The organism is Bacillus cereus group sp. BfR-BA-01383 (assembly GCF_022663495.1).
Taxonomy (GTDB): Bacteria; Bacillota; Bacilli; order Bacillales; family Bacillaceae_G; genus Bacillus_A; species Bacillus_A cereus_AU.
This window is the reverse complement of record NZ_JAKUFP010000018.1, coordinates 52,737-78,138: the sequence shown is the minus strand read 5'-3', so window position 1 is coordinate 78,138 and position 25,402 is coordinate 52,737. Positions and strand designations below refer to the sequence as shown.

Below are 25,402 nucleotides of genomic sequence, written 5' to 3'. Positions count from 1 at the left end.
TTTTTATTTTAAGACACCACTATACAAAATATTTATGTCTACTTCCGGCTTGAATTTTACTTTTGCATAATCTTTATTTCAATTTTTTTCTTCCATAATTTAGGATGATACGCGATGAGATGTCTGCCGATACCGAAAGCATCACAATTTGCTTTTTGTAGTTTGTTTTCAATGTAATTAATGTTCTCCGGAAGTGATGGAAACATATGCTTTGGGTTCTTACTCTCTTGTTGTTCTTTGTGCTCTGCCATAATCTCCACCTCTTTTAGCATAAAGTCACTTCTGTTAATTTTTTCTTTTTGTGAGAAATTTATGTTTGGGTTATTTAATATTAAAGCAGTACTTTTTTCCGTTTCTATCGAATTAGATAAGGGATATATAGGAGGGATGAATATGGAAATAACTGTAGAACGAGTTTTTACAAAAGAGATTTTAGCAAGAGCAGCAAAGGCATTTCATGTGACAGTGAAAGAAAACCCCCTTGGTGATTTTGAGAATTATATTTTTAAGGCGAAGGATAAAGGTGATGAGGATTACGTATTACGTTTAACGCATTCTTCTCATCGTTCTAAAAAAGAGGTAGAAGCTGAACTAGATTTTTTACGATATGTTGCGGAGAATGGGGCAAAGATAGCAGGACCTCTTTACTCAGCATCTCAAAATCTTGTAGAAGAAATCGTAGCAGAGGATGGGACCTTCTTTTATGCTTCTTTATTTACATATGCAAAAGGTGAGCAAGTAAAAGGAGAAGAATCACCTTATTGGGGAGAGGCTTACTTTGAAGCGTGGGGAAAAGCGATTGGGCAACTGCACCGTCTTACAATGAATTATCCTAAAACAGATTATCGTGATACGTGGGAAGAGGACGAAAGTAGCATTGTTAATGAATTAGAAGATGAGAAAGTGAAAGAGATTGCAGCTATATTAATGGATGAAATAAAGGCTCTTCCAATTGAAAGAGAAACATTTGGCCTTATGCATGGTGATATTCATCCAGGTAATTTTCATTATGATGGAAAAGAGCTAACAATCTTTGATTTTGATGATGCGACATATAATTACTTCATTCATGATTTGGCAATGGTTCTTTATTACTCTGTTCTATTTACATCGTGGACTGCAGAAGAGAAGGCAGAATTTGCTCGTAAACAGTTACAAGTGTTAAGAAAAGGATATGAATATGAGCACAGGCTGGCGGATAGTTGGTATGAATCGTTACCGTTATTTTTACGTTTACGTGATATAGGTTTATACGGCACGCTCCAAAAGAAGTTTAAGGGGAAAGATATGCCAGATAACTTCCGGAAATTATCAGAAGAGCTATATGAAAGAATTATAAAAAACGAAGCGATTGTGAATATATAATACATTTAATGTGAAACAAAGTATATAAAATAAATATATACTTTGTTTTTTTATACAAAAATATGTTTGTTTTATTAAAATAATATTGTTATAGATTCGGTATACACTTATAATTTTATATATATTCTGAATATTCTTTATAAAAGAAGGAGGGGGAATGTTGGAAGCTTTCGTAAATTGGTTAAATAGTATTATTTGGAGTCCTGCACTTGTTTATTTATGTTTAGGAGTAGGTTTATATTTTTCCATTCGAACGAGGTTTTTACAAGTAAGGCATGTAGGAGAAATGGTGAAGCTGACATTTCAAGGAGAAAAATCAGAAGCTGGTGTTTCTTCATTCCAGGCGTTAGCACTTTCGTTATCAGGACGCGTTGGAACAGGGAATATTGCTGGGGTAGCAACAGCGGTTGCATTCGGTGGACCAGGAGCTGTATTTTGGATGTGGGTAGTAGCCTTTTTAGGAGCAGGATCGGCTTATGTAGAATCAACACTTGCACAAATATATAAGACGAAACATCAAGGACAGTTTCGCGGTGGACCTGCTTATTACATTGAAAAAGGACTAGGTGTTAAATGGTATGCTTTAGTATTCGTTGCAGCAACAATTATTGCAACAGGACTTTTATTACCTGGTGTTCAAGCGAATAGTATTGCTGTAAGTTTAGAAACGGCTTTTGGAATTAATACTTCAGTATCAGGAGCTGTATTAGTAGTCGTATTAGCTCTTATCATTTTCGGTGGAGTAAAGCGAATTGTTAACGTAGCGCAAGTTGTAGTACCGTTTATGGCAGTTGGTTATATTGCAGTAGCTTGCGTCGTTGTTGCTATGAATATTGAAAAATTGCCAGAAGCATTTATGTTAATTATAAGAAGTGCGTTTGCATTAGAAGCTGCTTTTGGTGGCATTATCGGTTTAGCAATTTCTTGGGGAGTAAAACGTGGTATTTATTCCAACGAAGCAGGACAAGGAACTGGGCCACACGCAGCAGCAGCAGCTGAAGTATCACATCCAGCTAAACAAGGTTTAGTACAAGCATTTTCCGTTTACATTGATACATTATTTGTTTGTTCAGCGACAGCATTTATGATGATTATTACAGGCATGTATAACGTATTTGATGCAAGCGGAAAAAACTTTATCGTTAATAAACTAAACGGTGCGCAGCCAGGGCCTGGATATACACAGGCAGCAGTAGAATCTGTATTCCCTGGTTTTGGAAACGGTTTCGTCGCAATCTCGCTATTATTCTTTGCATTTACAACAATTATGGCATATTACTACATTGCGGAAACGAATATCGCGTACTTAAATCGTGATAAAGACCGTCCGTGGATGTCAATTGTACTAAAGTTTGTATTTTTAGGAGCTGTATTCTACGGTTGTGTAAAGACAGCAGCAACAGCTTGGGCTTTAGGCGATATCGGTGTAGGAATTATGGCTTGGGTAAATATCATTGCGATTTTACTATTACAAAAACCTGCATTAGTTGCATTAAAGGATTATGAAAAGCAGAAAAAAGAAGGCAAAGATCCAGTATTTGATCCGCAGGAATTAGGAATTAAAAATGCTGATTTCTGGGAGCATGAATATGGGAAAGATAAGAAAGAAGAAGTATCTTAATAGAATAGAAATGAAAGAGCAAAGGGAAATCCCTTTGCTTTTTTTATGGGGAAAATGCAGGTGAAAGTTATTTTTGGGGCTATTTTTGAATATAAAAAGAATGTACATGCTTTGTTAGGGGAAGGGGGGAGTATGGTGATTGAGTTTCGTAATGTAAATAAATATTATGGTGACTTTCAAGTTTTAAAAGATATTAATCTTCAAGTACAAAAGGGTGAAGTAGTAGTTGTTGTCGGGCCTTCAGGATCAGGAAAAAGCACGTTACTTCGGTGTATAAACCAATTAGAGATAATTACAGATGGAGAATTAATTGTACAAGGTACAGAGGTGCACAATAAGAAGACGGATATGAACGAATTACGCCGGAATATTGGGATGGTCTTTCAGCATTTTTATTTATATCCACATAAAACAGTTCTTCAAAATATTACACTAGCACCAATTAAAGTAAATAAAGTTTCAAAAGAAGAAGCAGAGAAAACAGCGATGTTTTATTTAGAGAAAGTAGGAATTCCGGAGAAGGCTAATGTATACCCACACCAATTATCCGGAGGACAACAGCAAAGGGTAGCAATTGCTAGAGGACTTGCGATGCAGCCTGAAATTATGCTGTTTGATGAGCCGACGTCTGCTCTTGATCCGGAGATGATTGGAGAAGTGCTTGATGTTATGAAAACGCTAGCTAAAGAAGGGATGACGATGGTCGTCGTCACGCATGAGATGGGATTTGCACGGGAAGTAGCAGATCGGATTTTATTTATGGATAACGGTCAAATTATCGAAGATACAACACCAGTACAATTTTTTGCGAATCCTGAACAAGAAAGAGCGCGCCTATTTTTAAGCCGAGTGTTAAATCATTAAAGGAGGAATTTCATGCTTAAAATGAAAAAGCTGTTTACTTTAATTGTATTCTCATGTTTATTCGTGCTTATCGTTGCTGGATGTGGAAGTAAAAAAGATGAGGCGAAAGAAACGAATACGAAGCAAGGCGGGGTTGTTGAGCAAATTAAAAAGCGCGGGAAATTAGTAGTTGGGGTGAAGAATGATACGAATTTATTTGGGCTAAAGAATCCTTCAACAGGACAGGTAGAAGGATTCGATGTTGATATTGCGAAGGCTCTTGCGAAAAAAATTCTTGGTGATGAAAAGAAAATAGAGCTGAAAGAAGTAACGTCTAAAACACGTATTCCCATGCTGAAAAATGGTGATATTGATGCAATTATCGCAACAATGACAATTACGGAAGAGCGTAAAAAAGAAGTGGATTTCTCAGATGTATACTTTAAAGCGGGGCAATCGTTACTTGTGAAAAAAGGGAGCGATATTAAAAGTATTGATGATGTGAAAAAAGGTGTGAAAGTGTTAGCTGTAAAAGGCTCAACGTCTACAAATAATATACGTCAAAAATCACCAGAATCGACTGTATTAGAATTTGAAAATTACAGTGAGGCATTTACAGCGTTAAAAGCAGGAAAAGGTGATGTTTTAACGACAGATAATGCAATTCTTTATGGAATGGCAAAACAAGATTCTAATTATGAAGTTGTAGGGAAAATTTTCACGGATGAACCGTACGGAATTGCCGTACAAAAAGGTGCAGATGATTTAACAAAAGAGATTAATAGTTTATTAAAAGATATGAAAGCTAATGGAGAATACGATAAATTATATGAAAAATGGATCGGTCAAAAACAAGAAAAATAAAGTGAAACTAACTGGAAGAAATAATAAGAATGAGAGGATGAGGGATACTCATCCTCTTCTTGTAAAGAAAGAGGGGAGAATATGTGCCGGATTTTTCTATATTAACGAATAACATTGATATGTATTTAGAAGGGTTTAAATATACGGTTATTTCTAGTGTAATTGCATTAATAGGAAGTTTTATTTTAGGAGTAATTTTGGCGGTAATGCGTATTGCACCTATTCGTATTTTAAATTGGATGGGATCTGTTTTTGTAGAGTTTGTAAGAAATATTCCGCTCGTATTAATTGCATTTATATTTTATTTCGCTTTACCTGTAATAGGAATTACGTTAAATGGTTTTGTAGCAGGGACAGTTGCACTGACGGTATATACAGCGGCTTTCATCGCAGAAGTAATTCGTGCTGGTATTTTATCAGTTGCGAAAGGACAAATGGAAGCGGCACGTTCTTCCGGATTAACATATACGCAAGCGATGTATCATGTCGTTTTACCCCAAGCGTTGAAAATCGTAATCCCCCCTTTAGGAAACCAATTTCTCAATTTAGTTAAAAACTCATCAATACTCGGAATTATCGCCGGTGCTGATTTAATGTACCAAGGAGACTTAATTTCAACGAAGACGTTTGTTACGTTTGATGTATATATATTTGTCGGGATGTTTTATTTAATATTAACAATTCCCCTCAGTATGCTAGTGCGTTATTTAGAAAAACGCTTAGCAAAGGAGGCGGTGTAAATGGATTTTAAGGGAGCAATTACAGGTGATCATATCCTCTTTTTATTAAAAGGATTACTCATAACGTTAGAGGTAGCGCTCGTAGCGATTGTACTTAGCTTTATTATTGGGAGTGTAATAGGGACATTGCGTTACACAAAAATACCTGTCGTCTCACAAGTACTAGGTTTTATCGTTGAAGTTATTCGAAATTTACCGCTTCTTTTAATTATATTTTTTACGTATTTTGCACTTCCAGAAGCGGGATTGAAGTTAGAAATTATAACCGCTGCAATAGTTGCTTTAACAATATTTGAAGCAGCGATGATATCTGAAATTGTTAGAAGCGGTTTATTGTCTATTGAAAAAGGGCAAATTGAGGCCGCAAGATCTTCAGGATTAACGTATGTTCAAGCGCTTTGGCATATTATTTTACCGCAAGCATTAAGAAGAATGGTTCCGCCGCTTGTCAGTCAATTTATTTCATTGCTGAAAGATACGTCGTTAGCGGTTGTTATATCACTGCCCGAGCTTATGCATAATGCTCAAATTATTAGCGGACAAAATGTAAATTATATGATTCCAACGTTTATATTAGTAGCTTGTATGTACTTTATAGTGAATTATAGTTTATCAATTTTATCGAGAAGATTAGAACTTCGTTAACGCTTACAATATATGTAAGTGTTTTCCCTTATTTATCCTTGTTTTCCTCTAAATAGAATCTAAATCTTGCAATAATTCGATTTTTATATTGTTTTATCAGAAAAGTTTTAATTTTATATAGAAATTGTAACCGCTTTCGTGTATATTTTTATTATCAGAAAATTTTAAAAAGAGACAGGGGTATTTGTAGGGGAGGATTAAGATGCAGCAAACAACGAATGAGAAATTACATCGTACGATGAAGAGTAGACATTTATTTATGATCGCACTTGGTGGTGTAATCGGGACGGGCTTTTTTCTAGGGTCAGGTTATACTATTAATCAGGCTGGACCAGGGGGAGCAATTCTCTCTTATTTAGTGGGCGGATTTATTATGTATTTAACAATGCTTTGTCTTGGAGAGCTAACGGTAGCGATGCCAGTTTCAGGTTCTTTCCAAAAGTATGCAACGAAGTTTATTGGACCGGGAACAGGGTTTATGATCGGCTGGCTATACTGGATTGGATGGGCAGTAACAGTAGGATTAGAATTAACGTCGATTGGTTTAATGATGAAAAGATGGTTTCCGAATGTTGATGTTTGGGTATGGTGTCTTGTATTCGGAGTTATTTTATATGCTTCAAACGCTATTTCAGCAAAAAGTTATGCTGAATTAGAGTTTTGGTTCTCTAGTATTAAAGTAGTTACAATTCTTGCATTTATTGTTCTTGGTGGTAGTGCATTATTAGGATTTATACCATATGACGGAAAAGAAGCAGCACCTCTTTTCTCTAACTTTGTAAGTGATGGCGGGCTATTCCCGAATGGACTGGCAGCGGTATTACTTACGATGATTACAGTTAACTTCTCGTTCCAAGGAACAGAGTTAATCGGGATTGCAGCAGGAGAGAGTCAGGAGCCTGAAAAAACAATTCCACGTGCGATTCGTAATACAGTATGGCGTATTATGATATTCTTCATCTTAACAATGACAATTTTAGTAGGATTAATTTCTTGGAAAGAAGCAGGAGTAATTGAAAGTCCATTCGTAGTTGTATTTGATAAAATCGGTATTCCATATGCAGCTGATATTATGAACTTCGTTATTATTACTGCTTTATTATCGGTAGCTAACTCAGGATTATATGCAGCAACGCGTATACTATGGTCACTTGCAAATGAAGGAATGGCACCAACTTCTTTCAAGAAAGTAAATAAACGCGGTATTCCAATTACAGCATTAGTTGTAACGATTGCAGTAGCCGCTTTATCTTTATTAACAAGCTTCCTTGCAGAAGATACAGTATATATGTATTTATTATCTATAGCTGGTTTATCAGCTGTATCAAGTTGGATCATTATTGCTTTATCGCAACTACGCTTTAGAAGTCAGTATATCAAAGGCGGAGGGAAATTAGAGGATTTAAAGTATAAAACGCCTTTATATCCGATTGTTCCAATTTTAGCTTTAATTACAAATAGTATCGTTGTTATTAGTTTAGCGTTTATTCCTGAACAACGAATGGCGTTATACTGTGGTATTCCATTTATCATTTTCTGCTACATATATTATTATATGAGTAAGAAACGGAAGAAACCGATGAAAGTGGAGATGGAAAAAACACATGAAAATAACAATCAAACACGATGATATAGAAGCAGATTTATCGTATGGTCAATTAGTGATAGGAAAAGAAAATGGGTATTCACCGTTACAATTACTCGTTTCTTCTATCGCGGGATGCAGTGCAATTGTCTTTCGCACAATTTTAGAGAAAAAACGTATTACATACGATACGTTTACAATTGAAACTGAAATTGGGAGAAGTGAAGCTTTATCGAAACCAGTTGAAAGTATTCATTTGCACTATAAAATTAAAGCGGAAAACATTACAGAAGAGCAGTTGGACAAGGCGTTGCAGCTTGCAGTGAAAAATTGCACAATTGTTCAATCTGTGAAGGATAGTATAAAGGTTACGGAAACAATTGAACTAGTGAAGTGAAACATAAAAACGTGAGAATACGGCTCTCACGTTTTTATGTTTTTAATAGAGGAGGAAGTATTATGAAATGTTTAGGTTGTAAATTAGCAAACGAAGAAGAAATGATATATAAAGTATATGAAGATGAGTATGTAACATGCTTTTTAGATCATGCGCCTTTTTATCCAGGGCACACTTTAATCGTCCCCAAGCAGCATGTTGTAGAAGTTGATGAATTAGATGATGTTGTAGCAAAATCAATTATGGATGCTTCTAAAGTTATTGCTAAAGCGATTAAGTTATTATATAAACCTGACGGAATTACAGTTTGTCAAAATGGTGGCATCTTTAACGAGTTAACACATTACCATATGCATGTTGTACCAAGATATAAAGAGCGCTCATTTGCTGAGTTTTATACGGTACAACCGGGAGAAAAGCAGAATCATGACTTTGAAGAAACAAAGACATTGTTAAAAGACGCGATAGAGCAAATACTGCATACTGAAAAGGCGTAAGAGAATTTTTCTTACGCCTTTTTAGTCCCCATACATATGTAAAATTTCTTTCGCATGTATACGTAAACCATCTATCAATTCTTTCGGTTCTAAAACTTTTGCATCTTTTCCAAGCCTATAAAATAAAGGAGTAATAAAATTGATTTCACCTTTATCAATTGTTGAATTTATATATCCTGTCCCGTCTTCATTTATTAAAACGAACTCTTCAAGGTAAGGAACGCTTTTACATTGGCGCACGCCTTCTGTCGTTAATAAAACATGTAACTGAGTAGGAATGCTTATTACGTTAGAGTTAGAGGCAAACCATTCTTCTAAATTCATGAACGTATCTTCATTTTCTTCTGTTGATAATATAGAAAGAATACGATCAACACGATACAGTAATACTTTTTTCCTGCCATAGTCATAGGACGGCAAATACCATAAACCATCGTGAGCATATACACCGATAGGGTGAACGTGTTTTGTTTTTATTCCTGTTTTAGATTCGTATTGAAAGTGTAGATTTTTGTTTTCAATAGCGGCTGTTAATACTTCTTTTAAAAGTGGGGTATCAATTGTCCTTTTAGGATTCCAAAAAGCGATATAAGAACGTATTGTATCAACTTTAGCTTTCGCGTCATTTTGTAGAGAGCTATACAGTTTATGAGTAACAGAATTGATTTCTGTGTTAAAAGGCAAGTCTCGGTAGTAGCTTAAAGATTGAAATGCAAAAAAGATGGAGACAGCTTCTTCTTCCGTAAATAAAATAGGGGGAAGTATGCTGCTTGTTAATATTTTATATCCTCCGTTGCGACCTTGTTCAGCATAAATTGGTAATCCCATATCGCTTAAATCTAAAATATATCTATGGACAGTACGAACGGAAATATTAAATTCATCAGCTATTTCTTGAGCTGTAAATGTTTTTTTCGCAGAAGCAAATATAAGAATATCTAATAAACGTTTTGCTTTTGACAAATACATCACCTTTTTTCTTTTTTAACATGACGTAAATTGTCATGTTTTATTGTTAGTATATTGTTTACATCATAATGTTATCAAGATGAGATGCAAGGAGGAAAAGGTATGTCACGTGAAGTTGTTTTATTTATTGCAGCTAGTTTAGATGGATATATAGCGAAAGAAGACGATGATTTAGGGTGGTTAATGGAAACGGAAGGAGAGGGAGACAACGGTTATACAGAAATGTACGAAACAATTGATACAATAATTATGGGAAAGAGAACGTACGATTATGTGGTAGAGCATACGGAAACCTTTCCGTATGTTAATGAAAAATGTTATGTTTTTTCTCATGCAGAAAAAGGTTCAAACGAACATGTAGAGTTTGTAAATGAAGATATAGTTGAGTTTGTAAAAAAGTTAAAAGAGCAGGAAGGATCTAAAATATGGATGGTCGGTGGAGGGAGTCTACTGAGAGAATTTTTTAAGAATAATCTAATTGATGAATATGTTGTTACGATTACACCTCATATATTAGGTTCTGGAGTTCCGTTATTTCAAGAAAAAAATCCAGAAATTCATTTAACTTTAACGGATACGAAACGTTTTGGGCAATTTGTAAATTTATATTATAAAGTAAAATCTTAAAGCATAAAGAAACACGACTACTGGTGGTAGTCGTGTTTCTTTATATATGGTAATGAAATTGTGAAACAAGACCCATAATCAACTTTACTTGTGACAGTAATATTCCCGCCGTGTAGTTCTATGATTTCCTTCACGATGGAGAGTCCTAAACCGGTTCCGCCTGTAGCACGTGTTCTTGCTTTATCAACGCGATAAAAACGGTCGAAAATGTGAGGGAGGTCTTCAGGCGGAATACCTTCGCCTTCATCTTCAATTGTAATGGAAATGCGTTTGGTTTCTTCTGTAACAGAAATGATGATATGAGAATGTTCTTTTGAATGTCTATAAGCGTTATTTAAAATGTTCACTATAACTTGTTCGAATCGCTGTTCATCTAAGTTTACTAGTAGGGAAGGAGGACAAGTAAAAGAAACTTTAACGTGTCTTTCCTTATACATGGCGTTTACTTTTTCAGTTATACGAGTAAGAAAAGAGTGTAACTGAACTTCTTTTACGTCGATAGAAAAGCTATGTTTTTCCATCTGTGCAAGTGAAAATAAGTCTTGAACTAAGTTCGTAATATAATCAGACTCATCTTTTATAATAGATAAATATCGCAAACGTTGCTCAGGAGGGGTGCTTTCTTTTAAAGCAATGTCCGCATAACCTCTTACATACGTTAAAGGTGTTCGCAATTCATGGGCAACACTCGCTAAAAATTCGCTTCGTTCCGTTTTCATATAATGTAAATCATTTGCGAGCGTTTGAATGGATTGTGCTAGTTCACCAATTTCGTCATTTCGAGTAGTCGTTAATGAAACTGATAAATCGCCTTTACTCATTTTTTCGGTCGCTTGTTTCATGTGTAACAATGGTTTTGTTAATAAACGTGATAATAGGAAAATGGTAATAGCTGTTAATAAGAAAGTAATGACTCCAGCAATAATAAATTGTTTCGTCACCCCGTTAACCATCTCTTCGATTGATTCCGTCCCGAGAAACATATATACATAGCCTTCCGTTTTTCCTGCTACTACAATTGGGCTAATTGTGCATATATAATTAGATGTTTTCCAATGATTTTCTATAATTGCTCCGTTATGATTTGTCCGCGTATTCATCTCTGTAATATGTTTCTTTATAGTAGTATCTAGTTCGTTAGATTTTGCTAATACTTCTTTATTCGCATCTGTAATAACGACAGTTGTTTCAGCTTCGGATTCCATTAAAGCGACATGGGAGATTGTTTGCTTGTCATAATATTTTTCAAGAACATCTCGGTGACTATTTCCACGCTTTAATAAAGCGGTCATTTCTTCATTTACTCTATTGTTGACAAGGCTATAATAGAGCAAAATAAATAGAACGCTTTCGATTAAAAGTGTGACAATTAGAAAATAAAATCCGAATTGAATAGAGATTCGTTTCATCACTTTGCTCCTTACTCTTCCATATCAATCCAGCGATAACCAACTCCGTACACAGTCTTTAAATGATGATCAATAGGGAAATTTCCTTTCCGTAATTTATCACGCAAATTACGAATATGTGAATCGACTGTTCTATCTTCTGTATTTGTATTGAATCCCCAAATGCGTTCAATAAGTTGATCACGGCTTAATACGTAGTTCACATGGCGTAAAAATAATCCGAGCAAAGAGAATTCGATTGGAGTGAGAAGAAGTTCTTCATCATGGACAGACACAAAATGTTTTGCCTCATCCCATAAAATGCCGTGATATTCGATTTGTGCATGTTGATTCGTACGCCGTAAAACAGCTTCAATTCTTGCAAAGAGCTCCTCTTCATGAAAAGGTTTCGTTACATAATCATCTGCTCCAAGTTTTAATCCTTGGACGACATCTACCGTTTGATCACGAGCAGTGACCATAATGATAGGAACGTTACTAAAGGAACGAATTCTTTTACATGTTTCCCATCCGTCCATCTTTGGCATCATAATATCGAGTAAAACAAATTTAAAGTTTCGATTCTCTATATGTGAAATAGCTTCTTCTCCAGATACTGCACATATGCAGTTATATCCAATTGGAGTGAGATAAAGCGTTAGTAATTCAAGCATTCTCGGTTCATCGTCTACGAGTAGTATGTCAATCATAGAGTACCTCCGCATTTGTATTACTTAAATTGTAAGTCAAAATCATGAAGAAATGGTGCAGATTATAATGCATCTGCATAATTTCTTCAGAATTGCTTGTTATTGTTTAGTTGAACTTCTACTTTAGGTAAGGATATTGGCTCAATAACGACTAATACGGAGGCGATATAATGAAAAAAGCAACCCGCATTTTGGGCGTAACGATAATTACAGCAATTGGTCTTGCGGCATGTGGACAAACGAATGATATGGACCATACAAAGCATGAATCTACAAAAGAGAAGGAAACAGAGCAAAAGGAAATGAAAATGAAAATGAATCAAGGAGTAACTGCGCCGAAAGAAATGAATAAAGGGGCATCGAAGGATGTATTAACGACAAGTTTAAAAAATGTAACGAGATTAAATACAAATGATCCATTGCAAATGGCAGTATTAACTTCGCAAACAATATGGCCAGCAACTCATAAGGAGAATCAGCCAGGCGCGGTTATTTTAGTGCCAGTAAGCGAGTGGCAATTAGGTATTGCAAGTGCAGATCTTATCCATCATCCAAACAACGGGCCTATCTTATTTATAGAAAAAGAAAAGGTACCTGAAATGACGTTAAAAGAAATAAAACGATTAAATCCGCTCGGAACGAAAGAAGGAACACAAATTATGGTGATGGGTGATGTAGGTGCAGCTGTTCTTGAACAATTAAAAGACTATAAAGTAAAGCAAATAAAAGAAACGGACCCAGCTACATTTGCGAAAGATGTTGATAAAGAATACGCCGATATAACAGGAAGTTATCCGAATAGCGTCATTATCGGCTCGTCCGAAGAGCAAGGACGTTTATACACAACACCAGCTGTAAACTGGATTTCTCATATGCCAGAGCCACTTCTATATGTAGAGAAAAATAAAGTACCAGAGTCTACGATAGAGGCATTAAAGATGAGAAAAGATAAAGCAAATATATATGTATTAGGACCAGAAAAAATTGTTTCAAAAGAAGTAGAAAAAGAGTTAAGTAAATACGGAAAAATAACGCGTATTAGTGGGCAGACTCCAACAGAAAATTCTATTGCATTTGCGAAATTTAAAGATGAAAAAACGAAATTTGGCTGGGGATTCACAAAGCCAGGTCACGGTTTGTCATTTGTTTCGAGTGCAACACCGGATTTAGCAGTTGCTGGCGCACCATTTTCACATATGGGTAAACATGCCCCTGTTATCTTATTAGAGGAAGGAAAAGCTTCACAACCAGTTTATGACTTCCTTGCTACTATTCAGCCGAAGTTTAAGGATGACCCAACAATCGGTCCATACAATCATGGATTCTTATTAGGAAATACTGAAAATATTTCATTTGAAACACAAGGTATATTGGATGAAAGGTTAGAGATTGTTCAAGAAAGTGATAAAGGTCACGGTGGACATTAATGAAATGAGAAAAGGCGCTACTAAAGTGGCGTCTTTTTCTTTAGGAAACTTTTACATAGCACAAAATCTTTTACTCGTTATATAATAGCCTTCGTACAATCGGGCTGGATTTTCTCACGGAGAGAATCAAAAATAGAAGAGTAGAGGAGTGGTATTTTGTTTCAAACGATAAAAAATGATTGGTTTTCAAATGTGAAAGGGGACGTGCTATCAGGGATTGTTGTTGCTTTAGCATTAATTCCAGAAGCAATAGCCTTTTCCGTTATTGCAGGCGTAGATCCGACCGTTGGATTATACGCGGCCTTTTGTATTGCGGTTACAATTTCATTTGTGGGTGGTAGACCTGGGATGATTTCAGCAGCAACAGGTGCAATGGCGTTATTAATGGTCACTCTTGTGAAGGATCATGGTTTACAATATTTATTTGCTGCGACAATATTAACAGGTATTGTTCAAATTATTTTTGGGGTGTTCAAACTTAGTTCATTTATGAAGTTTGTTCCGAAATCAGTTATGAGTGGTTTTTTAAATTCACTTGGCATTTTAGTTTTTACAGCGCAACTGCCGCATTTTAAAAATGCAACTTGGCAAATGTATGCACTTGTCGCATTAGGACTTGCAATTATATATTTATTTCCACGTATTACAACGGTTGTACCATCTACACTTATTTCAATTATTATTGTGACAAGCATTGCACTTATGAGCGGATTACAGTTGAAAACAGTAGGGGATATGGGAAGCTTACCGAAAGAATTACCGTTCTTTAGTATTCCTGATGTACCGTTTACACTTGAGACATTAGGTATTATTTTGCCGTACTCAGTTATGCTTGCAATTATTGGTTTACTAGAGTCATTATTAACGGCTTCGGTTTTAGATGATATGACACATACAGAAAGTAATAAGCACAAAGAGGCACGTGGACAAGGGATTGCAAACATTGTTGCTGGATTTTTCGGAGGAATGGCAGGTTGTGCAATGATTGGACAATCTGTTATTAACATTAAATCAGGTGGTCGCGGGAGATTATCGACGTTTGTAGCCGGTGGTTTTTTAATCGTATTGCTATTTGTTTTAGGTGATTACGTTGTTCATATTCCGATGGCAGCTTTAGTTGCCGTTATGATTATGGTTTCAATCGGAACATTTGATTGGAACTCCGTAGCAACGATTCATAAGGTGCCAAAAGGGAATGCTTTTGTTATGATCGTAACGCTTGTCGTTGTTCTAATCACACATAATTTAGCATTAGGTGTAATTATAGGGACAGTAATTAGTGCGATTTTATTTGCATTCAATATGGCAAAGATTCACGTGAAACATTTATATATTGAAAATAAGAAAATATACGAAATTCACGGTCAACTGTTTTTCGCATCAACGGCAGATTTTATAAATACTTTTTCATACGATGAAGATGTGAAAGAAATTGAGATGAACTTTACTCATGCGCACGTATGGGATGATTCAGCAGTAGCCGCAATTGATAAAGTTATCATGAAGTATGAACAAAGTGGCGTGAAAGTAAGTATAACTGGATTAAATGAACGAAGCTCGAAGATTGTTTCGAATTTAGCTACTTATAATAAGAGAATTGCTAGTTAGAAGCATCTTTTTTAGGAGGCTGTATTATATAATACGAGTAGGATAACGAAAAGGGGATTCAGCATATGTACAAACAAATTCTATTAGCATGTGATAGTTCTGAACATGCACTTCGGGCAGCGGAGCATGCAATACATATTGCGAAATTTAGCGAGGAATCAAATGTTGAAGTGGTATATGTTGTAGATAATAGAACAGCAAAATCAGATATTATACACGGACAAACAGATTTAGAAACAATATCAGCTAGTCGAAAAGATAAATTAAAAGAGATTGAAGGTTTATTAAAGAAAGAAAACATTGCCTACGAAATTACGATTCTACATGGCGATCCTGGAGATACACTCGTTCAGTATGTAAATACAGGAGATATAGATCTTGTTATTGCTGGAAGTAGAGGATTAAATACATTGCAAGAAATGGTGCTTGGTAGTGTTAGTCATAAAATAGCAAAGCGTGTAAAATGTCCGGTGATGATTGTAAAATAAATTGAGCGAAATATTTTTTAGTGAAAGCAAGACCTTGATATAATTCGAGGTCTTTTTTGACGTATAAAGGGAGAACGTGTGGACATACTAAATATATAAGTTTTAGAAAATGTTAACTTACAAATTTGTAAGTTAGTTGTCAGAGAAATCGATGTTATGAAATTTTTCCCATTGGTAAAATAAGAGTATCAAAGGGGAGATAGGGAGGATGGAAGAAATGAAATCATTTCAAAATTTATCATATAGTCAAGGGGTAAGCTTAATTTGTTTAGGGGGATTTGCTGCATCTGTTACGTTAGCAGTTTTAATAAAGACGTTTCAGCAAATGTTTTAATTTTATAGTAGGGAAGGAATTGGTTGTTATAAATAGTAAGAAAAGGATTGTAAATAAAAAATAGCTCTTAGCATGTATGTAAACGCTAAGAGCTATTTTTATGTTTGTTTTTTACATATTATATTTTGTTTAAGCTTGTTTTGACTTTGCCGATCCTGTATTTAAAGTAAGGGCAAGGAAAAACATTGCAAGTGAAAAGTTTTTTCGAACAAAGTAGTAACCTGCATAATCGATGAAGATACCTAAGAATACTTGTAAACGCAATTTACGGTATTCGCTATCAACGCGGTCAGTAGGTAAGCGTTCTGCGCGGGGCGCAGGTTTAAATAATTGTGTAAAAAACATAAAATCAAAATCCTCCCTAATTAATTAAAAGCGTTTTAAGACAGCGAGAATACAAAAAGGCCATGGAATATAAAAAAGTTTCCTTTTTTATGATTCATAGCCTTATACTCCGTTTCTCCGTGACTGTCAATATTAACTTCGTCGAAAAACATACAACTTTGTGACAAAAATGTAAACGTTTTTATAAATAAAAGGTGTTGACGGATTTTGTTTGTGGGATTAATATTTAAATACGTTAAATATTTTATTGTTTAAATAAGAGGTGGATAACATGCCAAATGATATGACTCATATTGATAAAATTCAAGCTCTTACATTCGCTATAGGAAAGAAAATGCAAACAGAGCTATTGGAACAAATGCAAGCATCGGGACTTACACCACCACAGTTTTATATTTTGAAGATTTTAGATCATCACGGAGCCTCAAGAGCGACACAATTGGCGGAGAAAATGTACGTGAAACCGAGCGCGATTACAGTAATGATTGATCGTTTAATTGATCATGGGTTAGTAGAGCGTTATCACGACAATAATGATCGCCGCGTTGTTGTCATTGAGCTAACGAAAAAGGGGAAAGCTACAGTAGAAGAGGCTATGGCGGCTCGTAATGAGCATATCGCCAAATACTTCTCACAATTAGAATTACAAGAACGAGAAGATTTGTTACGCCTTTTTGAGAAGCTAGAAACAATTATTTGCGGGACACAAGAGAAAAAAGAGAATAACTAAGAGGAATTGAGGAGATTACATGGAGCAACAAGAAAATCAGAATAGAAAGTTGTTGTTAGTCGGTTTAGTCATCGCAATGCTATTTGCTGCATTAGATGGAACAATCGTCGGTACAGCAATGCCACGTATTGTCGGTGAACTAGGCGGATTAAGCTTAATGACGTGGTTAACAACAGCTTATATGTTAACATCAACGACAGTTGTACCAATTGCAGGTAAATTAGCGGATTTACTTGGTCGTCGTAACGTATATATAGCAGGACTAGTTATCTTTATGGTTGGTTCGGCGTTATGTGGTATGGCAAATGGTATGACAGAATTAATTATTTTCCGTGGTATTCAAGGTCTTGGTGGCGGTATTATGATGCCAATGGCTATGATTATTATCGGAGATATGTTCACAGGAAAAGAACGTGCGAAATGGCAAGGTATTTTCGGTGCATTATACGGTCTTGCTTCTGTAATTGGACCACAAGTTGGTGGTTGGATTGTAGACGCAGTGAACTGGAGATGGGTATTCTACATTAACTTACCAGTTGGTATTTTAGCGACGATCTTTATCGCAATGGGATTAAAATCACATAAACAAACAGGACCAATTAAAATTGATATCGCTGGAATCTTTACGATGATTCTCGGTGTTGTAAGTTTATTACTTGCGTTAACGTTTGGCGGGAAAGATTACGCATGGGGTTCTTGGCAAATTATCGGGTTATTCGCACTATCTGTAATTGGTATTGTTAGCTTTATTATTGTTGAAAAGAAAGCTGAAGAACCAATTTTACCGATGCATTTCTTTAAAAATCGCACATTTACACTACTGAATGCGATTGGATTCTTTATGAGTATTGGAATGTTTGGCGCTATTATGTTCGTACCATTCTTTATGCAAGGAATTGTAGGAGTAAGTGCTGCTGAATCAGGAACGATTATGACGCCGATGATGGTTACGATGATTGTAATGAGTATTATTGGTGGTCAACTTGTATTAAAAGTTGGTGTGAAACCACAAATTATTACAGGAATGCTTATTATGGCTAGTGGATTCTGGCTATTAACAACGATGGATATGCACACAACGAAGCTTACCGCTACTTCTTATATGATGGTTATCGGTTTAGGAATGGGTCTTGTTATGCCAACATTAACATTGGCGTTACAAGAAAGCTTCCCGAAAAAGGATCTTGGTGTAGTAACATCATCAAGTCAGTTCTTCCGTCAAATCGGTGGAACATTCGGTATTACAATTTTAGGATCAATTATGAATAATACTTCAGGTACAACATTAACAAATAAATTAATACCTGTATTAGATACGTTCCCGAAAGAAGCGGGACAAATGGTAACTAAATTGAAAGATATGATTCATACAGACCCACAAGGTTTATATTCGATGCTCTTTAATCCAGAAGCATTAAAGCAAATGCCGGAAGCATTCTCTAATAGCATTGTACCAATTTTGAAAAGTTCTTTAGTAGACTCACTTCATACTGTATTCTTAACAGGATTAGTATTTATCGTAGTAGGTGCCATCTTCACGATTTTCTTACAGAAGATTAAACTGTCTGATCGTAAAAAAGGTGCTGAAGAGCCTGCTGTAGAAGAGAAAGAACGAACTGCATCATATTCGTAATGAAGAAGCATCGCCTTATGGCGGTGCTTTTTTGAGTATAACCTTAAAAGCTTTTTAATGAGAAATGATTGACGTATTTTTAGAAATACGTTATATTATTTTCTGTAAACGGTTACATGAAATGGAGAGAAAAGAGAATGAGTACGATTAAAGACGTTGCAAAATTAGCGGGAGTATCTGTTGCGACCGTTTCCAGGGTGTTAAATAAAAATGGATATGTTCATGAAGATACGTTAAAAAAGGTAGAGCGTGCAATTGAAATGTTAGATTATAAGCCGAGTACAGTAGCGCGTTCACTGTATAATAAAAAATCTCGTTTAATTGGCTTAGTTGTTCCAAATATCGTGAATCCATTCTTTCCAGAAGTTGCACGTGCCGTAGAAGATGTAGCACATAAGCAAGGTTACACAGTTGTCCTTTGTAACTCTGATGAAAGTTTAGAAAAAGAGAAACAATACATTGATGTACTTAGACAAAATAATGTGGATGGGTTTATTGTGGCAACGAATCCACAAAATAGTGTTAATTACATGAATTTGTCTATTCCAGTTGTTGCGATTGACCGTATGTTTAATGAGCGCATTCCTACTGTATATGCAGATAACTATGCAGGGAGTCAGGCGGCGACAAAGTTATTAATAGACAAAGGATGTAAACATATTGCACATATTCGCGGACCCCGTGATGTGAGTACAGCCAATGAACGTTTTGAAGGTTTTGTAGACGTTATTACGCAAAATAATCTTTCTTATATGATTGCAGAGAGTACATTCGATCCAGCTCATAGTGAGCGTGTAGCGGTGGAATTATTAGAAGAATATCCGCATATTGATGGAATCGTTGCTGGGAATGATTTAATTGCAATTGGTATTGTAAAGGCTGCACTTCAAAAGGGAATTTCTATTCCAAACGATTTACAAATTATTGGATTTGATGGGATTTCTTTAACTGAAATGATGTATCCATCTATTACGACTGTTGCACAGCCAATTTATGAAATGGGGAAAATTGCAACAGAATTGTTGTTAGAGCAGATGGAAGGAAATGCATTAGAAGAGAAACACTATCGTTTACCGATTGAAATTATAGAAAGAAATACAACGAAGTAAGGAGATGAGACAGATGCCAAATATTGCAGTAGTAGGTAGTATTTCAATGGACTTAGTGGCTGTTTCAAAAGTACGGCCGAAAGCAGGCGAAACAGTAATTGGTGAAGCGTTTCATACGATCCCAGGGGGAAAAGGGGCAAACCAAGCAGTTGCAGCAGCTAGATTAGGAGCAAATGTAGCAATGGTTGGTGCAGTAGGAAATGATGATTACGGAACAGTAGTTAGAAAAAATTTAGAGAACGAACGTGTTTTTATCGACTATGTGGTACCGGTTACAGATAGAACGACAGGAATTGCTCATATCGTTTTAGCAGAAGAGGATAACAGTATTGTTGTTGTACAAGGGGCAAATGCTCTTGTAAATGAGTCGATTGTAGACCGTTCAAAAGACCTTCTGGTAAAAGCTGATATGGTTGTTCTTCAACTAGAGATTCCGCTTGAAACGGTAAAATATGTTCTATCTATTTGTGAGGAGCATAAAATCCCGGTTATGTTAAATCCAGCTCCAGCACAAGTTTTATCAGAAGATATTTTAGCAAAAGCGACTTATATTACGCCAAATGAGCATGAGTGTCGTATTGTATTAGATGATTTCACATCACCAATTGAAGATTTACTGGCTAAATATCCAAATAAACTACTGATGACAGAAGGTTCTAGCGGTGTTCGTTTCCATAACGGAACGGAAGTTGTTCAAGTTCCAAGTATTGCTGTTGATGTAGTGGATACGACAGGAGCGGGGGATACATTTAACGGCGCGTTAGCAGTTGCACTTTCTGAAGGAGAAACACTTCAAAAAGCAATTCGTTTTGCGAACATTGCTGGTGGTCTTTCTGTAACGAAACTTGGTGCACAAGGCGGTATGCCAACGAGAGATAGAGTACGTGAAGTGCAGGTGATTATTGGATGAAAAAGCATGGTGTATTAAATAGCGAAATCGCAGCAGTCCTTGCTTCACTTGGACATACAGATACGATTGTAATTGCAGACTGCGGATTACCGATTCCAGACGGAGTAAAGCGAATTGATTTAGCTGTTGAGATTGGAAAACCAAGTTTTTTAGATGTATTACAAGTTGTAGCTGATGATATGACAATTGAAAAAGTGCTGTTAGCAGAAGAAGTTATTATCAATAATGCGGAAGTAAATAAAGAGATTGAGCTGCGATTAAAAGAGCCAGCATTTGAATATGTATCTCATGAACAATTTAAAGAGCATACGAAGAAAGCAAAGGCAATTATTCGCACAGGAGAGGCTACGCCTTATGCCAATGTTATTCTACATGCAGGTGTGATTTTTTAATAAAGGGAAGTGATGAGAATGCATATTGAAATGAAAAATATTTCAAAGGCGTTCAATGGTAATCCTGTTTTGAAGAATGCACAGTTTATGATTGAAACAGGGGAAGTTCATGCATTGATGGGGGAAAATGGAGCGGGTAAATCAACGCTCATGAAGATTTTGACAGGTGTATATACAAAAGATGGTGGAACAGTCACGATTGATGGACAAGAACGTACTTTTAAAAATGCGAAAGAAGCTGAAGAGTACGGCATTGCATTTATTCATCAAGAATTGAACATATTGCCGAATTTAACAGTAGCTGAAAATATGTATCTCGGTAAAGAGTTAATGTATGGGAAAACAGGTATTTTACGTACTCGTCAAATGAACGCACTTGCACAGCAGCAATTAGCGGAGCTAGGATTGCATGTAAAAGGCGCTATGTTAGCTGGCGAATTATCGGTTGGACAACAGCAAATTATCGAGATTGCGAAAGCTTTAATGACAAACGCGAGCGTTATTATTATGGATGAACCAACTGCGGCACTGACGGATCGTGAAATTGAAACGCTCTTTACAGTTATAAATAAGTTACGTAAAGAAGGTGTTTCATTCGTTTACATTTCGCACCGTATGGAAGAGATTTTCTCAATATGTGATGCCATTACGATTTTACGTGATGGAGAATACGTAGGAAAGAGGTTAATTCCAGAAACGTCATTTGATGAAGTAGTGAGTATGATGGTGGGGCGCAGCATTGGTGAACGCTACCCAGAGCGAAATAGTCAAATTGGCGAAGTGATTTTTGAAATGCGTAACGGAACGAAAAAGGGGAAATTTGAAAATGTTTCGTTTCAAGTGAGAAAAGGTGAAATTCTTGGTGTAGCTGGTTTGATGGGAGCTGGTCGCACGGATATTATGAAAGCGATATTTGGATATGAACCGTTAGACTCTGGACAAATTTTTATAAATGGACAAGAAGTAAAGATTGATAGTCCGATAGATGCGATTAGACAAAGAATTGCTTTTATTACAGAGGACAGAAAATCAGAAGGGTTAGTGTTAGATTTCTCAATTCGAGAAAATTTAGCGTTACCAAATTTAGAAAGTCTTTCAAAGGGAAGTGTTCTAAGTAACGCACTAGAGCAGCAATTTACAGAGGACATGATGAAGCTGCTTAATGTGAAAGCAGCTAACGGAGAGCAACCGGTGAAATCCCTTTCAGGTGGAAATCAGCAAAAGATTGTAATTGCAAAGTGGCTCGGTATTCATCCGCAACTACTCATATTAGATGAACCAACGAGAGGTGTAGATGTTGGAGCTAAAAAAGAAATTTACTCTATTATGAATAAGCTTACAGAGCAAGGAGATGCCGTTATTATGGTATCGTCTGAGCTTCCAGAAGTTTTAGGAATGAGTGATCGCGTTCTCGTCATTCATGAAGGGAAAATCGGTGGTATTTTAGAGAAAGATCAGGCATCGCAAGAGTCTATTATGGCACTAGCTACAGGGGGAGAGTAAGGTATGGCTAAGAAGGGGAATGTATTACAACAACTCGGTTCTTTAATCGGTTTAGTGTTAATTATCGTAGTAATTACAGCTTTAAATCCGGCATTTATTGAAATTCCAAATTTATTTAATATACTACGTCAAGTATCGATTAATGCACTCATTGCATTCGGAATGACCTTTGTAATTTTAACAGGGGGTATTGACTTATCGGTAGGTTCTATTTTAGCATTATCAAGTGCACTTGTTGCTGGAATGATGGCAAGTGGCATGGATCCGTTCCTTGCAATGGCAGTTGGATTATTAGCTGGTCTTGTAATGGGAGTTATAAACGGTATCATTATTGCGAAGGGAAAAGTAGCTCCGTTTATTGCGACTTTAGCAACAATGACTATTTTTCGCGGGTTGACGCTTGTTTATATGGACGGACGTCCGATCACTGGTCTTGGTGATCATTTAATGTTCCAAATGTTTGGCCGCGGTTATTTTCTTGGTATTCCGGTACCAGCTGTTACAATGATGATCGCTTTCGCAGTATTGTACTTCATTTTGAAGAAAACAACATTTGGTCGCCGTACCTTTGCGATTGGCGGAAATGAAGAAGCAGCAGCACTATCAGGTATTAATGTTACGAGAATTAAAGTAATGATTTACGGTCTTTCCGGGGTTTTGGCAGCGCTTGCAGGTATTATCTTAACATCACGACTAGATTCTGCACAGCCGACTGCAGGTACTTCTTACGAATTAGATGCAATTGCAGCAGTTGTATTAGGTGGAACAAGCCTTTCAGGAGGAAGAGGATGGATTATTGGTACATTCATCGGTGTACTTATTATCGGTGTACTAAATAACGGTTTAAATTTATTAGGTGTATCTTCTTTCTTCCAACAAGTTGTAAAAGGGCTTGTAATCTTACTAGCTGTATTAATTGATCGTCGAAAAGAAGCGTAATGGAGGGACAGTTCATGAAGAAATGGTTACTTATACTCGTTGCATGTATTATGGTCATTACTGCTGGTTGTTCAATGGAACCACCAGAATGGGCAAAGGATTCTAGCGATAAAGGTCGAAATAAAACTATTAAAGTTGGATTCTCTGTTTCAACTTTAAATAATCCGTTTTTCGTGACTTTAAAAAAAGGTGCAGAAAAGAAAGCGAAAGATAGCGGCATTGAATTGATTGCTGTTGATGCGCAAAATGATGCAGCAAAGCAAACAAACGATGTTGAAGATTTAATTCAAAAAGGTGTCGATGTAGTTGTTATTAATCCAACCGATTCAGATGCTGTTGCTTCAGCGGTAAGTGCAGCGAATGCAGCGAATGTTCCTGTTATTACAGTTGACCGCGTTGCGAATTCAGGTAAAGTTGTTTCTCACATTGCTTCTAATAATATCGAAGGTGGTCAAATGGCTAGTGATTACATTCGTGAATTAGTTGGTGAAGGAGCAAACGTTGCTGAGTTAGAAGGAATCCCTGGATCATCTGCTGCTCGTGAGCGCGGGAAAGGATTCCATAACGTAGCTGATAAGTCTTTAAAAGTAGTAGCAAAACAAGCAGCTGATTTCGATCGTGCAAAAGGTTTATCTGTTATGGAAAATATTTTGCAAGCGAATAGCGATATTAAAGCGGTATTTGCTCATAACGATGAAATGGCATTAGGGGCAATTGAGGCATTAAAATCTGCTGGAAAAACAGATGTAGTTGTTGTTGGATTTGATGCAACAGAAGATGCTGTGAAAGCGGTTAACGATGGGCGTATGGCTGCAACAGTCGCTCAAAAACCGGAATTAATCGGAGAGAAGGCGATGCAAACAGCAAAAGAGATAACACAAGGTAAAAAAGTGGACAAATTTATTCCGATTGAATTAGAGCTTATTAAGAAAAACAAATAAATATAAAATGAAAATTAGGAAGGAAGAATAACAAATGAAATTCTTTATTGATACAGCAAACATTAACGAAATTAAAGAGGCAAATGCATTAGGTGTAGTAGCTGGAGTAACGACAAATCCATCACTTGTAGCAAAAGAAGGCGTAGATTTCCATGAACGTATTCGTGAAATTTGCAGCTTTATTGAAGGACCTGTAAGCGCAGAAGTAATTAGCTTAGAAGCTGATAAAATGATTGAAGAAGGAAAAGAGTTAGCAAAAATCGCTCCAAACGTTGTTGTAAAAGTTCCAATGACAACAGAAGGCTTAAAAGCAGTAAAAGCATTCTCAGATTTAGGAATTCGTACAAACGTTACACTAGTATTCTCAGCAGTTCAAGCATTACTTGCAGCTCGCGCTGGTGCGACATACGTTTCACCATTCTTAGGTCGTCTAGATGATATCGGTCATAACGGTATGGACTTAATTCGCCAAATCGCAGAAATCTTTGCAATTCACGGCATTGAAACAGAAATCATTGCAGCATCTGTACGTCACAGCGTTCACGTAACAGACGCAGCATTAAATGGTGCACATATTGCAACAATCCCAGCAAACGTAATTGCTTCATTAGTGAAACACCCATTAACAGATCAAGGAATTGAGAAATTCTTAGCTGATTGGGAAAAAACACAAGAGAAATAATAGAAAATCGAGAATCCTAGTTTAATTGACTAGGGTTCTTTTTTTATCCCGTTATTTGTGGGCGGTAAAATTCCCACCTCAAAATTCGGCATATGCGAGGAAGTTAGGTG

The 25,402-nt window shown here is 36.3% G+C and carries 26 protein-coding genes and 2 pseudogenes; 23 read left to right on the top strand and 5 right to left on the bottom strand.

Annotated features, from left to right (window positions below; genetic code table 11):
- Nucleotides 1–3 precede the first annotated feature (3 nt).
- Nucleotides 4–173 (bottom strand): annotated as a pseudogene (locus tag MR065_RS17090) (Ger(x)C family spore germination C-terminal domain-containing protein); the annotation flags it as partial.
- Between the two features lie 220 nt (nucleotides 174–393).
- Here MR065_RS17090 and MR065_RS17085 point away from each other — a divergent pair.
- From MR065_RS17085 to MR065_RS17045, 9 genes are all read left to right on the top strand, one after another.
- Nucleotides 394–1,365, top strand: a complete 972-nt coding sequence (locus tag MR065_RS17085; protein ID WP_242214504.1) for a phosphotransferase enzyme family protein — start codon at nucleotides 394–396, stop codon at nucleotides 1,363–1,365.
- A 160-nt stretch (nucleotides 1,366–1,525) separates the two neighbouring features.
- Nucleotides 1,526–2,986: an alanine/glycine:cation symporter family protein gene (locus MR065_RS17080; RefSeq protein WP_242214503.1), complete on the top strand. Its 1,461-nt coding sequence runs from the start codon at nucleotides 1,526–1,528 to the stop codon at nucleotides 2,984–2,986.
- A 135-nt stretch (nucleotides 2,987–3,121) separates the two neighbouring features.
- Nucleotides 3,122–3,850, top strand: a complete 729-nt coding sequence (locus MR065_RS17075) for an amino acid ABC transporter ATP-binding protein (protein ID WP_242214501.1) — start codon at nucleotides 3,122–3,124, stop codon at nucleotides 3,848–3,850.
- Between the two features lie 12 nt (nucleotides 3,851–3,862).
- Nucleotides 3,863–4,693, top strand: coding sequence for a glutamine ABC transporter substrate-binding protein GlnH (gene glnH / locus MR065_RS17070; protein ID WP_144492511.1), 831 nt, complete (start codon nucleotides 3,863–3,865; stop codon nucleotides 4,691–4,693).
- A gap of 83 nt (nucleotides 4,694–4,776) precedes the next feature.
- Nucleotides 4,777–5,433 carry an amino acid ABC transporter permease gene (locus tag MR065_RS17065; protein ID WP_242214500.1) on the top strand — a complete coding sequence of 219 codons (657 nt, stop codon included), beginning with the start codon at nucleotides 4,777–4,779 and terminating at the stop codon, nucleotides 5,431–5,433.
- On the top strand, nucleotides 5,434–6,078 hold the full coding sequence (locus MR065_RS17060; RefSeq protein WP_097905286.1) for an amino acid ABC transporter permease: 645 nt from the start codon (nucleotides 5,434–5,436) through the stop codon (nucleotides 6,076–6,078).
- A gap of 202 nt (nucleotides 6,079–6,280) precedes the next feature.
- A complete protein-coding gene (locus MR065_RS17055; RefSeq protein WP_242214497.1) occupies nucleotides 6,281–7,708 on the top strand; it encodes an amino acid permease in 1,428 nt (475 codons plus the stop codon).
- Nucleotides 7,683–8,060 (top strand): OsmC family protein, encoded by a 378-nt coding sequence (locus MR065_RS17050; RefSeq protein ID WP_242214496.1) that lies wholly within the window; start codon nucleotides 7,683–7,685, stop codon nucleotides 8,058–8,060. Before MR065_RS17055 ends, MR065_RS17050 begins: the two co-directional genes overlap by 26 nt.
- Before the next feature lie 11 nt (nucleotides 8,061–8,071).
- Nucleotides 8,072–8,557 (top strand): HIT family protein, encoded by a 486-nt coding sequence (locus tag MR065_RS17045; protein ID WP_242214495.1) that lies wholly within the window; start codon nucleotides 8,072–8,074, stop codon nucleotides 8,555–8,557.
- A gap of 21 nt (nucleotides 8,558–8,578) precedes the next feature.
- On the opposite strand, the gene MR065_RS17040 is transcribed toward MR065_RS17045, so the two are convergent.
- Nucleotides 8,579–9,520 carry a helix-turn-helix transcriptional regulator gene (locus MR065_RS17040; protein ID WP_242214494.1) on the bottom strand — a complete coding sequence of 314 codons (942 nt, stop codon included), beginning with the start codon at nucleotides 9,518–9,520 and terminating at the stop codon, nucleotides 8,579–8,581.
- Nucleotides 9,521–9,628: 108 nt separating this feature from the next.
- Here MR065_RS17040 and MR065_RS17035 point away from each other — a divergent pair, with 108 nt between their 5' ends.
- Nucleotides 9,629–10,153 carry a dihydrofolate reductase family protein gene (locus MR065_RS17035; RefSeq protein WP_242214493.1) on the top strand — a complete coding sequence of 175 codons (525 nt, stop codon included), beginning with the start codon at nucleotides 9,629–9,631 and terminating at the stop codon, nucleotides 10,151–10,153.
- Between the two features lie 17 nt (nucleotides 10,154–10,170).
- On the opposite strand, the gene MR065_RS17030 is transcribed toward MR065_RS17035, so the two are convergent.
- Together MR065_RS17030 and MR065_RS17025 are read right to left on the bottom strand one after the other, a co-directional pair.
- Entirely contained in the window at nucleotides 10,171–11,562 is a 1,392-nt protein-coding gene (locus MR065_RS17030; protein WP_242214492.1) for a sensor histidine kinase, read from the bottom strand.
- 11 nt (nucleotides 11,563–11,573) lie between these two features.
- Nucleotides 11,574–12,251 (bottom strand): response regulator transcription factor, encoded by a 678-nt coding sequence (locus MR065_RS17025; protein WP_242214491.1) that lies wholly within the window; start codon nucleotides 12,249–12,251, stop codon nucleotides 11,574–11,576.
- A gap of 170 nt (nucleotides 12,252–12,421) precedes the next feature.
- Here MR065_RS17025 and MR065_RS17020 point away from each other — a divergent pair, with 170 nt between their 5' ends.
- From MR065_RS17020 to MR065_RS17005, 4 genes are all read left to right on the top strand, one after another.
- Nucleotides 12,422–13,678, top strand: a complete 1,257-nt coding sequence (locus tag MR065_RS17020; RefSeq protein ID WP_242214490.1) for a cell wall-binding repeat-containing protein — start codon at nucleotides 12,422–12,424, stop codon at nucleotides 13,676–13,678.
- Nucleotides 13,679–13,834: 156 nt separating this feature from the next.
- Nucleotides 13,835–15,286, top strand: a complete 1,452-nt coding sequence (locus MR065_RS17015) for a SulP family inorganic anion transporter (RefSeq protein ID WP_242214489.1) — start codon at nucleotides 13,835–13,837, stop codon at nucleotides 15,284–15,286.
- Nucleotides 15,287–15,351: 65 nt separating this feature from the next.
- Complete coding sequence (locus MR065_RS17010; RefSeq protein ID WP_098990131.1) at nucleotides 15,352–15,774, top strand: universal stress protein; 423 nt, start codon at nucleotides 15,352–15,354, stop codon at nucleotides 15,772–15,774.
- A gap of 217 nt (nucleotides 15,775–15,991) precedes the next feature.
- The gene (locus MR065_RS17005; protein WP_088232594.1) at nucleotides 15,992–16,108 is read left to right on the top strand and encodes a DUF4027 family protein; all 117 of its coding nucleotides are present in this window, start codon (nucleotides 15,992–15,994) and stop codon (nucleotides 16,106–16,108) included.
- 174 nt (nucleotides 16,109–16,282) lie between these two features.
- Here the strand turns inward: MR065_RS17005 and glpT are convergent.
- Nucleotides 16,283–16,453, bottom strand: a pseudogene (gene glpT / locus MR065_RS17000) (glycerol-3-phosphate transporter); the annotation flags it as partial.
- Nucleotides 16,454–16,724: 271 nt separating this feature from the next.
- On the opposite strand from glpT, the gene MR065_RS16995 reads away from it, so the two are divergent.
- From MR065_RS16995 to fsa, 9 genes are all read left to right on the top strand, one after another.
- Nucleotides 16,725–17,183: a MarR family winged helix-turn-helix transcriptional regulator gene (locus tag MR065_RS16995; protein ID WP_097905275.1), complete on the top strand. Its 459-nt coding sequence runs from the start codon at nucleotides 16,725–16,727 to the stop codon at nucleotides 17,181–17,183.
- Between the two features lie 19 nt (nucleotides 17,184–17,202).
- On the top strand, nucleotides 17,203–18,816 hold the full coding sequence (locus MR065_RS16990) for an MDR family MFS transporter (RefSeq protein ID WP_242214488.1): 1,614 nt from the start codon (nucleotides 17,203–17,205) through the stop codon (nucleotides 18,814–18,816).
- Nucleotides 18,817–18,932: 116 nt separating this feature from the next.
- Nucleotides 18,933–19,925 (top strand): ribose operon transcriptional repressor RbsR, encoded by a 993-nt coding sequence (gene rbsR / locus MR065_RS16985; RefSeq protein ID WP_141436479.1) that lies wholly within the window; start codon nucleotides 18,933–18,935, stop codon nucleotides 19,923–19,925.
- Nucleotides 19,926–19,938: 13 nt separating this feature from the next.
- On the top strand, nucleotides 19,939–20,835 hold the full coding sequence (gene rbsK / locus MR065_RS16980; protein ID WP_242214487.1) for a ribokinase: 897 nt from the start codon (nucleotides 19,939–19,941) through the stop codon (nucleotides 20,833–20,835).
- Nucleotides 20,832–21,227 (top strand): D-ribose pyranase, encoded by a 396-nt coding sequence (rbsD, locus tag MR065_RS16975; RefSeq protein ID WP_242214486.1) that lies wholly within the window; start codon nucleotides 20,832–20,834, stop codon nucleotides 21,225–21,227. The genes rbsK and rbsD overlap by 4 nt, the downstream gene beginning before the upstream one ends.
- An 18-nt stretch (nucleotides 21,228–21,245) precedes the next feature.
- Nucleotides 21,246–22,730, top strand: coding sequence for a ribose ABC transporter ATP-binding protein RbsA (rbsA, locus tag MR065_RS16970; protein WP_242214485.1), 1,485 nt, complete (start codon nucleotides 21,246–21,248; stop codon nucleotides 22,728–22,730).
- Nucleotides 22,731–22,733: 3 nt separating this feature from the next.
- Nucleotides 22,734–23,669 carry an ABC transporter permease subunit gene (locus MR065_RS16965; RefSeq protein ID WP_242214484.1) on the top strand — a complete coding sequence of 312 codons (936 nt, stop codon included), beginning with the start codon at nucleotides 22,734–22,736 and terminating at the stop codon, nucleotides 23,667–23,669.
- A 14-nt stretch (nucleotides 23,670–23,683) separates the two neighbouring features.
- Entirely contained in the window at nucleotides 23,684–24,610 is a 927-nt protein-coding gene (gene rbsB, locus MR065_RS16960; protein ID WP_098269210.1) for a ribose ABC transporter substrate-binding protein RbsB, read from the top strand.
- 34 nt (nucleotides 24,611–24,644) lie between these two features.
- Nucleotides 24,645–25,292, top strand: a complete 648-nt coding sequence (gene fsa, locus MR065_RS16955) for a fructose-6-phosphate aldolase (protein ID WP_000667666.1) — start codon at nucleotides 24,645–24,647, stop codon at nucleotides 25,290–25,292.
- Nucleotides 25,293–25,402: the final 110 nt, after the last annotated feature.